Origin of the sequence: Gracilimonas sp. (assembly GCF_031581265.1) — a bacterium.
In the GTDB taxonomy this organism is placed as follows: domain Bacteria; phylum Bacteroidota; class Rhodothermia; order Balneolales; family Balneolaceae; genus Gracilimonas.
In genome coordinates this window covers 91,239-102,242 of the sequence record NZ_JAVLBQ010000007.1, presented here as the reverse complement: position 1 = coordinate 102,242, position 11,004 = coordinate 91,239, and the positions used below count along the sequence as shown (strand labels likewise).

At 39.4% G+C, this 11,004-nt stretch carries 9 protein-coding genes; 4 read left to right on the top strand and 5 right to left on the bottom strand.

Features of this window, described 5'->3' with window-relative positions; translation table 11 throughout:
- From RI561_RS04620 to RI561_RS04610, 3 genes are all read right to left on the bottom strand, one after another.
- On the bottom strand, positions 1-381 hold a 381-nt coding region (locus RI561_RS04620; protein ID WP_395079055.1), incomplete at its 3' end, for a DUF5694 domain-containing protein.
- 86 nt (positions 382-467) lie between these two features.
- Positions 468-1,742: a glucose-1-phosphate adenylyltransferase gene (locus RI561_RS04615; protein ID WP_395079054.1), complete on the bottom strand. Its 1,275-nt coding sequence runs from the start codon at positions 1,740-1,742 to the stop codon at positions 468-470.
- Positions 1,743-1,749: 7 nt separating this feature from the next.
- Positions 1,750-3,189, bottom strand: a complete 1,440-nt coding sequence (locus tag RI561_RS04610) for a glycogen synthase (protein ID WP_395079053.1) — start codon at positions 3,187-3,189, stop codon at positions 1,750-1,752.
- Between the two features lie 161 nt (positions 3,190-3,350).
- On the opposite strand from RI561_RS04610, the gene RI561_RS04605 reads away from it, so the two are divergent.
- From RI561_RS04605 to RI561_RS04590, 4 genes are all read left to right on the top strand, one after another.
- Positions 3,351-4,268 carry an ABC transporter ATP-binding protein gene (locus RI561_RS04605; protein WP_395079052.1) on the top strand — a complete coding sequence of 306 codons (918 nt, stop codon included), beginning with the start codon at positions 3,351-3,353 and terminating at the stop codon, positions 4,266-4,268.
- Positions 4,269-4,272: 4 nt separating this feature from the next.
- Positions 4,273-5,568, top strand: a complete 1,296-nt coding sequence (locus RI561_RS04600; RefSeq protein ID WP_395079051.1) for an ABC transporter permease — start codon at positions 4,273-4,275, stop codon at positions 5,566-5,568.
- A gap of 179 nt (positions 5,569-5,747) precedes the next feature.
- Positions 5,748-7,490, top strand: coding sequence for a phospho-sugar mutase (locus tag RI561_RS04595; RefSeq protein WP_395079050.1), 1,743 nt, complete (start codon positions 5,748-5,750; stop codon positions 7,488-7,490).
- 143 nt (positions 7,491-7,633) lie between these two features.
- Complete coding sequence (locus RI561_RS04590) at positions 7,634-8,779, top strand: hypothetical protein (RefSeq protein ID WP_395079049.1); 1,146 nt, start codon at positions 7,634-7,636, stop codon at positions 8,777-8,779.
- An 84-nt stretch (positions 8,780-8,863) separates the two neighbouring features.
- On the opposite strand, the gene dprA is transcribed toward RI561_RS04590, so the two are convergent.
- Together dprA and obgE are read right to left on the bottom strand one after the other, a co-directional pair.
- Positions 8,864-9,988 carry a DNA-processing protein DprA gene (gene dprA / locus RI561_RS04585; protein WP_395079048.1) on the bottom strand — a complete coding sequence of 375 codons (1,125 nt, stop codon included), beginning with the start codon at positions 9,986-9,988 and terminating at the stop codon, positions 8,864-8,866.
- Positions 9,963-10,961 (bottom strand): GTPase ObgE, encoded by a 999-nt coding sequence (gene obgE, locus RI561_RS04580; RefSeq protein ID WP_395079047.1) that lies wholly within the window; start codon positions 10,959-10,961, stop codon positions 9,963-9,965. Before obgE ends, dprA begins: the two co-directional genes overlap by 26 nt.
- Positions 10,962-11,004 lie beyond the last annotated feature (43 nt).

Here is an 11,004-nt window from a genome sequence, read left to right as displayed (position 1 = left end):
ATGATTTAGCTGTTTTGCAGTTCGGAACCCCAATTGCTGTCTTTCATTTACCGTTAACTCATGAATACCTTCCAAATATTCCTCATACATGCTGTCCAATTTCGCATGATGTTTTCTTTGATATTCAAGCGCAACTTTGCTTGGGTTAAACTGCTTTAATTTATCCACTACAGCTTCAATCTCTTCTTGTCGCTCCGGGGCTTTAATGGGATAGAAATCTGGTACTCCTGTAAAATGAAAAGTCCCCAAAACCATCACCTGAATAGGTTTTTTGGTTTTTTGCTCTTGAGCCTGAACATAGTCTGCTTGAAATAGAAAAATCAGCCCAACTGTAAGTAAAATGGTTAATCGAGCAAAAATTATCTCCTTTTTAGATAACATGAAATCAAATTGATTTAAGGTTCATATTCAATTTAACTCACGAATAATCGAACTCGATGTTACATTAAGGGCTTATTGTAACCCCCTCAAATAGTAACCCCATCAGGTATGATCGTATTTTTCTTAACAATCACGATACCATCCCTGACATAATGATATTCGTGGTCTCCGTCCTCAAGATGGCTTCCCCCGGATATTCGAACATCATTCCCAATAGCCACATTTTTGTCTATGATACAATTGCTTATAAAACAGCGCTGACCAATTCCCATAGCAGGATTTTCAGGTGTTGCATTTTCAATAACCGAACGATCCTGGAAAATGTCATTACCCATTACAATGGAATTTTCAACAGTAGTGCCTTTTCCAATTCTGGATCGTATTCCAACCACGGATCTTTCAATACGACTTGCTTCAATAATACAACCCTCAGCCATCAGTGCATGCTCAAGGGTAGTTCCCATCAATTTTGAGGCAGGCAACAGACGCGCACGAGTGTAAATAAAGTTTTCGTTGTCGTAGAGATTGAATTCCGGTATGGTACTGGCAAGGGCTAAATTTGCTTCAAAAAAAGATTCAATGGTTCCAATATCCGTCCAATATCCATCAAATTCATAGCCGCACACCGTTTGATCTCCGGACACACATTTAGGGATTAGTTCCTTTCCGAAATCGGTGGCACCGGGATTATCATCAAAAAGATCCTTTAGAATCCTTCGATTGAAAATATAAATTCCCATTGAAGCCAGGTAATCTTTCCCCTGCTCTTTATGCCGCTGCGGCACCTTTGACTTCCATTTTTCGAGTTCATCGTAAGAGGGTTTTTCCACAAAATCTTCAATGATGCCACCTTTATTCGTTTTCATGATTCCAAAGCCTTTAGCATCCTTGGCATTCACGGGAATGGTAGCCACCGTCAGGTCGGCGTTATTTTCTTTATGCCGCTCCAACATTTTTTGATAGTTCATTTGATACAGTTGATCACCGGAAAGTATCAAAACATGATCGTGCGCATGATTTTCCATGTGATGTAGCGACTGCCGAACCGCATCTGCTGTACCCTGGAACCAACCGGTATTATCGGGAGTCTGCTCTGCGGCTAAAATATCTACAAAGCCACTGCTAAATACATCAAAGTTATAGGTGTTTTTGATATGCCGGTTTAGCGAAGCTGAATTAAATTGTGTGAGCACATAGATGCGACGAATATTTGAATTCAGGCAATTTGAAATTGGAATATCCACCAGTCGATACTTTCCACCCACCGGAACTGCAGGTTTAGATCGTTGCCCCGTTAATGGAAATAATCTGGTACCTCTTCCTCCTCCTAATATAACCGCAATGACTGATGAACTTTTCATAATTGATTTACTTAGATATTAGTGCTTTGTACATTTTTTCATACTCTTGGGCTGAACTCTTCCAAGAGAAATCCAGCTTCATTATTTTAGCTAATACTTCAGAATACTGCTTTTCATTACTAAACAGATCTACGGCTCTAACGATTGCCTCCTCGGCAGCCTCAAGTGTGAAATCGTTAAAAGTAATTCCATATCCATCTTCTTCTGAGATATCAACTACCGTATCTTTAAGTCCTCCAACGGCTCGAACAATAGGAACCGTTCCATATCGCATTGCAAACATTTGATTTAGCCCACAGGGCTCTACACGGGATGGCATCAATATAAAATCTGAACCGGCATATATCTGATGAGCCAGTTGCTCGTTATATTCCAGGGTTGCATCAAAATAGCCCATGTGTTTTCCTTCCATCTGTGCAAAAATTTCATGCAGCTGAGGATCGCCCGTCCCCAACAATATAAAATTCACTTCTATATCTGCTTTTAAAATTCTATTAAAAAGATCAGGCAATAAATCTGCTCCCTTTTCCCGTACCAACCGACCAATAAATGAGATCATTGGAAGCTCCAGATTCAGATCAAATCTTTCACACAATGAATGCTTGTTTTCCTTCTTACCTTTTTTGCGATTTCGAAAGCTGAAATTATATTCAATTAGTTCGTCAGCAGCAGGATCCCAAACTTCTGTATCAATTCCGTTTAGTATTCCTTGTGATTTGGATCTTTCTTGCTGAAATAAGATCTCTAAGCCATTACTCTCCTCAGCAAGTTCACGCATATAACTTTTTGAAACAGTAGTAATTCTCCATGCGCATTTGAGTCCTGCCGCCAGGGAATTTAGCTGTCCATCCCAATCTAACAAACCTATATTATCAATATTAAAAGCAGGTAATAATTTAAAGTTATCAATATCCACTTCACCGTGATATTCAGCATTATGAACCGTAATAACCGAAGGTATACCTGACATGTTTCTGTAACGATTACACTCGGATAACATAAAAGGTACCAGGCTGGTATGATGATCATGACAGTGGATGACATCAGGTTGTTCATGGCTGTTTTTCATCCATTCCATAACCGCAATCTGAAAACTGACAAAGCGTTCAAGTTCGTCCCAATATCCGTGGCCCGACCATGGATCTATATAAATTCCCGGGCGATCAAATCTTCCCGGAATACTTACTACATACAATGGAAAACCAAGCTTGGCATCCTTTACTTTAAGAATTGAAAAACCGACTTCCTCCCCCGCCATCATTAATGATCCTTCATGGATCTTTGTATAGTCCTGATCTTCTAACCACTGGGTTTCATACTTCGGGATAACCACCTCGCACTGATGGTCCAGTTGATTTAAATATTTTGGCAGTGAACCAACTACATCTGCAAGACCACCAACTTTAGCGGCCGGATAACACTCTGCGCTCAAATGAAGAATTTTCATTTATTTTTGAAACCTATAACAAATTTAATCGTTAAGAATTAATAATATGGGAAATAAGAAATCTTTGGGCATCTTCCAAAAACAAACATCTGAATTTCTGAAGTTTATCCAATACAGATGAACATCCTATGAAATTGCAATTCTAACCTTAATTGTAAGCTATGGCGGTAATTGACGTACAAAATATTTTTAAATCGTTTGGCAAGACCAAAGCCGTAAACGATGTTAGTTTCCAGGTGGAAAAAGGCCGAATATTTGGCCTACTTGGTCCGAATGGGGCCGGCAAAACCACTACTATTCGGATGATCAACTACATCCTAACCCCCGATCAAGGCTCTATTACCATTAACGGTATTGAAGCAAGCCCCGAAACCCAAACCATGATTGGATACATGCCGGAAGAACGAGGCCTCTATAAGAAGATGAAGGTTTACGATCAGTTAATGTATCTAACCCAACTCAAAGGCATGGATTCCGGTGAAGCCGATAAAGCTATCAATTATTGGCTGGAACGTTTTGGAGCCTCGGAATGGAAAAAGAAAGAAGTAAGTGAACTTTCTAAAGGCATGTCTCAAAAAATACAGTTTATAGCAACCATCGCTCACGACCCGGATATTTATATTTTTGATGAACCTTTTAGCGGCTTGGATCCCATCAACAGTGAAACGCTAAAAGAAATTATCATTGAGTTGCGAGATGCAGGAAAAACCATTCTTTTCTCAACCCATCGAATGGAACAAGTTGAACAAATGTGTGATGACATTTGTCTTTTTAATCAAGGTCAGGCTGTTTTAACGGGCAATCTCAGAGAAATCAAAGCTTCTTTTGGTAAGAATACTATAAACCTTGAATTCGAAGGGGACGGCTCATTCCTCGACTCCCTTAAAGATGTTCGCATTAACAACCGCTCAACTAATTACGCAGAAATTAGAGTACTTAACGGCCAGAGTATGCAGGATATTTTGGAATTGGCTATGAACCATGCCGAAATCCATAAGTTTGAGCGTATTCAACCTTCACTAACTGAAATTTTCATCTCCACGGTTGGAGAAGACAATATCAAAAAATCGGAGATTTAATAAGATGAGTTTTCATAAAATTTGGCTTGTATTAAAGCGAGAATATCTGACTCGAGTAAAGAGTAAATCATTTATTCTTATAACCGCATTAACTCCCTTAGCTTTTATCGCTTTTATAGGCATTATCGTTTTTATTAACATTTCAGAGACCGAAGTTGAAAAGCGGATTGGAATATATGATAACACGGAGGTGTTAGTTGAAAGGTTGGTTGAGTTAAATGAGACCAGGTATTACAATGTAAGTGATACTTCCATCGATACCCTTCGTGCCCAAGTACTAAATGGAGATTTGGATGGATATATTGTTTTAACAGATTCGGTTATTACTCATTCAAAAAGTCCGGTTTTAGTGCATGGTGGTTCAGGCGGTTTATCCTTTATATCAGCCGTCAGGTCAGACCTCAGAGATGCTGTAAGGGAGGAGCGATTAACCCGGGAAAATGTATCTCAGAATGTGCGGGATATCTTTGAAACAAGAACCGGTTTAGAAGCCGTCAAGCTCACTGAGGAAGGTGAACAAGAAGACAATACCATATTTGCCTCAGCTATAGGATTTATATTAGGCTTAATGATCTTCTTTGGGATTTTCTTTTACGGCGCACTGCTGATGAGAGGTGTTATTGAGGAAAAATCGAATCGTGTAATGGAAGTAATAGCATCTTCTGTAAAACCCATTGAACTGATGTTTGGGAAGCTCTTTGGTATTTTGTCAATGGCACTTACCCAATTTGGAATCTGGATATTCTTCTACATTGGGCTTTCAATGGCCGCCGCCCCCGTTGCTGCAATGATTATGGATGCACAAATGAGCAATTTACCTGAAGATGCTGCCGAAGCGGCTTCCTCATTTGATGCTTCCGTACTGGAGAACATTGTGATTGAGCCTTACATCTTTGTGTACTTCATATTGTTCTTTTTATTAGGATTTTTGATTTATAGTGCCCTGTTTGCAGCCATCGGTGCTGCGGTTGATAATGAGCAAGATTCTCAACAGTTCATGCCTATTGTAGGTCTGCCGATATTTATAGCCTATTTCTTGAATACAAAAGTGATGCAGGCTCCTGACTCCTCCCTTTCTACTTTTGTGTCCATATTTCCGTTAACGTCTCCCATTAATATGATCTCAAGGATTGCGTCTACATCGGTTCCTATTTGGCAGATTGCTTTATCTATTCTATTAATGATTCTGACATTCTTGGTAATCATGTGGCTTGCCGCAAAAATTTACCGCGTTGGTATTTTGATGTATGGCAAAAAGCCCTCTTTTAAAGATCTGGCAAAATGGATTAGGCAGAGTTAGAAAAGATATAGTTTTCAGCACTTTCTATGGGGCAAGCTTGCTGCTTGTCCCTTTTTTATTATGATATGTATTCTTCCTTCATGGTTTATTAATGCTGAAATCACCTGCTTATTTAATTATATTTATTGTTCAATAAATACGATGTTCATCAATTACTTAAACACCTAAATTTTTTAGATATGAAGGAATTAGATTCGGCTGTACAAAATAGAATCAATCAATGGCTGAAAGGGGAATATGATGAGAAAACCAAATCAACCCTTCAAGAAATGCTGGATGACAAAAATTTTGATGAACTGACAGAAGCCTTTTATAAGGATCTTGAATTTGGCACCGGTGGTTTACGGGGAATTATGGGTGTTGGCACCAACCGTGTTAACAAGTATTCGTTTGGGATGGCCACACAGGGTTTTAGTAATTTCTTGAAAAAGAACTATCCTAATGAAGATATTAAAGTAGCCTTGGCCCACGACTCTCGTAACAACTCCGATCAGCTGGCTCAAGTTGTGGCAGATGTTTTTTCAGCCAATAGCATAAAGGTTTACTTTTTTGAAGATCTCCGTCCTACTCCCGAACTATCATTTGCTGTCCGTAAACTTGGATGCAAAGGTGGAGTAATGTTAACAGCCTCTCACAATCCTAAAGAATACAATGGCTATAAAGCCTACGGTGCAGATGGCGGACAATTAGTAGCACCGAACGACAAAATGGTAATGGAAGAAGTTCAAAAGATCACTGACATGAGTGAAGTACATTTTCAAGGAAATGATGCTCTCATTGAAACTATTGGCGATGAGATAGATGAGAAGTACTTAGATGCTTTGGTTGATCTTTCTATTTCTAAAGATGCCATAGAGGACCAAAGTGATTTAAAAATAGTATTCTCTCCCATTCATGGCACCACGGGTACCTTAGTGCCTGAAGTACTTAAGCGAATGGGCTTCAAAAATGTAATTACCGTTGAGGAACAAATGAGCCCGGATGGTAATTTCCCCACTGTAGTTTATCCAAACCCTGAGGAAAAAGAAGCGCTTGATATGGCTCTGCAAAAAGCCAAGGAAGTGGATGCTGACCTTGTTATGGCCACAGATCCTGACGGTGACAGGGTTGGAATTGCTATTAAGAATAAGGAAGGAAATTTTGTACTTCTTAACGGCAATCAGACCGGATCCCTCATTATCGATTATATGTTGACAGCCTGGGATAAATCCGGAAAAATAACCGGGGATGAGTATATTGTTAAGACTGTCGTAACCTCATACCTTCTCGACCGAATTGCAGAAGATAAAGGCGTTGAATGCTACAATACCCTCACCGGCTTTAAATACATTGGTGAGCTAATGACCAAGCTTGAAGGCAAGAAAAAATTTATCGCCGGCGGTGAGGAAAGTTATGGATACTTGATTGGCGAACATGTAAGAGATAAAGATGCGGTAATATCCTGTGCCATTATTGCTGAGATGTCAGCCTATCACAAGAGTCAGGGGAGCAGCTTGTATGAAGCAATGATTGAAATGTACCTAGAATATGGATTGTTTAGGGAACAACTTATTTCAGTTACTAAAAAAGGGAAATCAGGGGGAGAAGAAATTCAACAAATGATGATGAATTTCAGAGTTAATCCTCCGAAAAAATTAGGCGGTTCACAAGTGGTAATTATCAAAGACTATCAGACATCGAAAAAGAAAAACATTGCCACCGGAGAAGTATTTGAGATAGACCTGCCCCAAAGCAATGTGCTTCAATTTATAACTGAGGATGGATCCATTGTCTCTGTCCGCCCTTCCGGCACGGAGCCGAAAATCAAGTTCTACTGCAGCGTAAACACCAGTTTAATGAGTGCTGAAGATTATGGTCCCGCCGTTGCCACCCTCGATAAAAGAATTGAAATCATGACAGAGGCACTTCAAAATAAAGATTGAAAAATGATTTCATTTAATAGTGACTTTACTTTGATTCATAAAGGTCATTAATTACTTATATAATTGAACATGTATGGAACACTATCAGCATATATATGTTGATATTAATACATGAAACACATCTACAAAAAGAAGGAGAAAACATGAGTTTAGTAAACAGAGAAACTATTGAAAAGCTGATCAGCAAAACTCAGGATATTAACGTTACCATATTTTTACCTACACACAAGAAAGGAGAAGAAGGCAAACAAGATTCAATACGTCTCAAAAATTTAATTCAACAAGCTAAAAGTGAACTTATTGAACAAGGATGGAAAGAAAATGAAACTGATGAACTTTTTGATCCGGTAATTGCCAAAACTGAAGAAAATCAATTTTGGCTGCATCAAGACAAAGGGCTTGCCATCTACATAAATAAAGAGTATTTCGATTTCTTTAAAATTCCGGTAAGTCCGAAAGAAAACTTTTATATCTCTAATAATTTTTTAGTCACTCCACTGCTGGAACTTCAAAATCACCATAGTATTTACCATGTGTTATTGCTTAGCCAAAGCGAGACAAAGATGTTTAAAATTGCCCCGGATGAAACAACACAGGTTAAGTTTGAAAGTGTTCCTACTAATATGGAAGACCATTTAAAATATCATGTACACGATCGGTCTATTCAGTACCACACCGGTACAAGTGGTAGTCGTGCGGTGTTTCACGGTCATGGGACAGATTCCGATGAGGACAACAAAGAGCTTGAACTGTTTCTCAAACACATTGAGAATAAAGTTACTAAATACCTCAAAAGGGTAAACGGACCTCTCGTCTTAGCCGGACCTGATAAAATGGTTTCTTACTATAAGAAGTCGAACAAATACTTCAATGTTTTAGAAGAACATATTTCAGGAAATTGTGATAATAAATCCGTTCAGGAAATTGAAGTCGAATCCTGGCAAATCGTAGAACCCTATTTCAGTGAAGAAATAAAAAGTGATATTGAACGCTTTAACGACCTCAGTGGCAGTGAATTGATTTCCACTGACGTAAGTGAGATCGTCAAAGGTTCCTATTACGGAAAAGTGGATACCTTATTTGTACCAATGGGCTTTCATCAATTTGGTATTTTTGATCAGGAGAAAAATGAGATTGAAATATCAGATCAGAAAAATGGTGAAACGGTAGATTTAATCAATCTTGCAGCCATTTCAGCTATTCGTAATGGAAGCACCCTCTATGGACTTCCACAGTCTGAAGTTCCTAATAATTCAGGATTGGCAGCTATATACAGGTATAAATCCTAAATAAACTTCTCCATTCCGGTTCTGCTGAATAATTACCTTAAATACACTTATAAGAGAATTTTCAGCGGAACCGGTTATTTTTATCTACCTCAACTCAAATATCTTACCGGCTTTCTGGCTTACAATATCTTCCATTTCCAGCTGAAGCAACTCCACTAATAGTTGACTGGTGTCTATCTTCATTTTTTCACTTAAATCATCAATTTGGTAGGCTTTTTCCTCTAAAAGCTCACAAATTTTTTGTGAGCTTTCATCCAGTTCTTTATCTCTCCAATTTTCATTTTCAGCTTCCCTGATCTTAGTCTCCCCTTCGGTTTCATATTCTACAAGCAGCTCTTCTAAAATATCATCTACTGTTTGCACCAGTTTTGCAGCCCCTCTTTTAATAAGATAATTACATCCTGTGCCTGATGGATTCCCCAAAGGATGCGGAACGGCAAAAACTTCACGGTTTTGGTTAAGCCCAACATTAGCCGTAATCATACTCCCCCCTTTTATTCCGGATTCTATAACCAAAACCCCTAAACTCATTCCACTTACAATTCTGTTTCTTACCGGAAAATTTCCCGCGTCCGGTTTGGTGCCAAGCGGATATTCAGTAATCACTGCTCCCCCATTTTTAACAATGCTATTTGCTAACCCGGCATTTTTCTTGGGATATAAATTATCTATTCCTGATCCCAATACTGCCACCGTCGGGGCTCCATGATCTAAGGCAGCCTGATGAGCAATTGCATCAATTCCATAGGCCAGTCCACTGAAAATGCACAGTCCTTGATCTGCCAGTTCACCCGTGATTTTCTTAGCCATATTCCGTCCGTAGGCCGTCGTATTTCTTGTGCCAACAACAGCCATCCCGGGTTTCGAAAGTGCTTCAGGGTTCCCTTTCAGCCAAAATAGAACCGGGGGATCGTAAATTTGCTTCAATAAAGGAGGATATTCCGGATCAGCCAATGTTATAATGTTAGAGCCGCTCTTTTCGGTGGCTTCTAAAATTTCATCTACCTTATCCCAGTCATCAAAAGCGATTAAGGACAGTGCAGATGCCTCCCCAATCCCTTCGATGGTTCGTAATTTCCGCTTCCCTACATTGAATATTTCTTCTGGATCATCAATGTGTCTTATCAGGTTGTAAACGCGACGGCACCCAAACCCCGGTATTATGCTGAGCGCAATGAGTACCCTAAGTTTCTTCTTGTTCTTTAGCATGTTGTATTTGTTCCCATAGTTTCTCCTTGAGTTCGTCTACACCATGACCGGTAGCAGACGAAATAGTAATAACGGGAATTTCATCATCAAAGTGAAGTTCTTCTTCCAACTTAAAGTCTTGTTTTAAATCCATCTTGGTAATTGCCAATATCCGGGGCTTGTCTAACAAGTCTTTTCGGTACGATTTTACCTCATTCAATAAAGCTTCATACTCATACTTAATATCGGTCATTGCACTGACCATAAATAGCAGCACATTATTCCGCTCTATATGACGAAGAAATTGTATTCCAAGCCCTTTTCCCTCATGAGCTTCTTCAATAATTCCCGGAATATCTGCCATTACAAAACTTCGGTAGTCGGCAAATTTCACTACTCCAAGGTTAGGTTCTAAGGTAGTAAACGGATAATCAGCTATCTTAGGTTTGGCATGAGATAATGCCGATAATAAGGTGCTTTTCCCGGCATTGGGAAAGCCAACCAAACCAACATCAGCCATCAGCTTCAATTCAAGTTCAACAACACGCTCTTCTCCCGGTTTACCTTCTTGTACACGATGAGGAGTTTGATTGGTTGAACTTCTGAAATGCCAGTTTCCCAATCCACCTTTACCGCCTTTGGCAATCACCATTTCTTCTTCATGCTCGGTAATCTCGCCTAAACGCTCTTTGGTATCAGCATCAAATACTACAGTACCCAATGGAACTTCCAATCGCTCCGATTTACCATCAGCGCCCGTACTTCTTTGTTTAGATCCATTTTCACCATGTTCGGCTTTAATGTATTTTCGGTAGCGAAGATCAAGAATAGTATTTAGCTGCTCATTGCCAACTAAAATTACATCTCCTCCTTTTCCACCATCGCCGCCATCAGGACCTCCTTTTGGAACATATTTCTCTCTTCTAAAGTGAAGGGCACCGTCCCCACCTCTACCGGCCGTTACATAAATTTTAGCGTAATCCGCAAAGCGCATTGTATAATTCTTTGAAATGAAATTTTATTTGACCTGAAAAGCC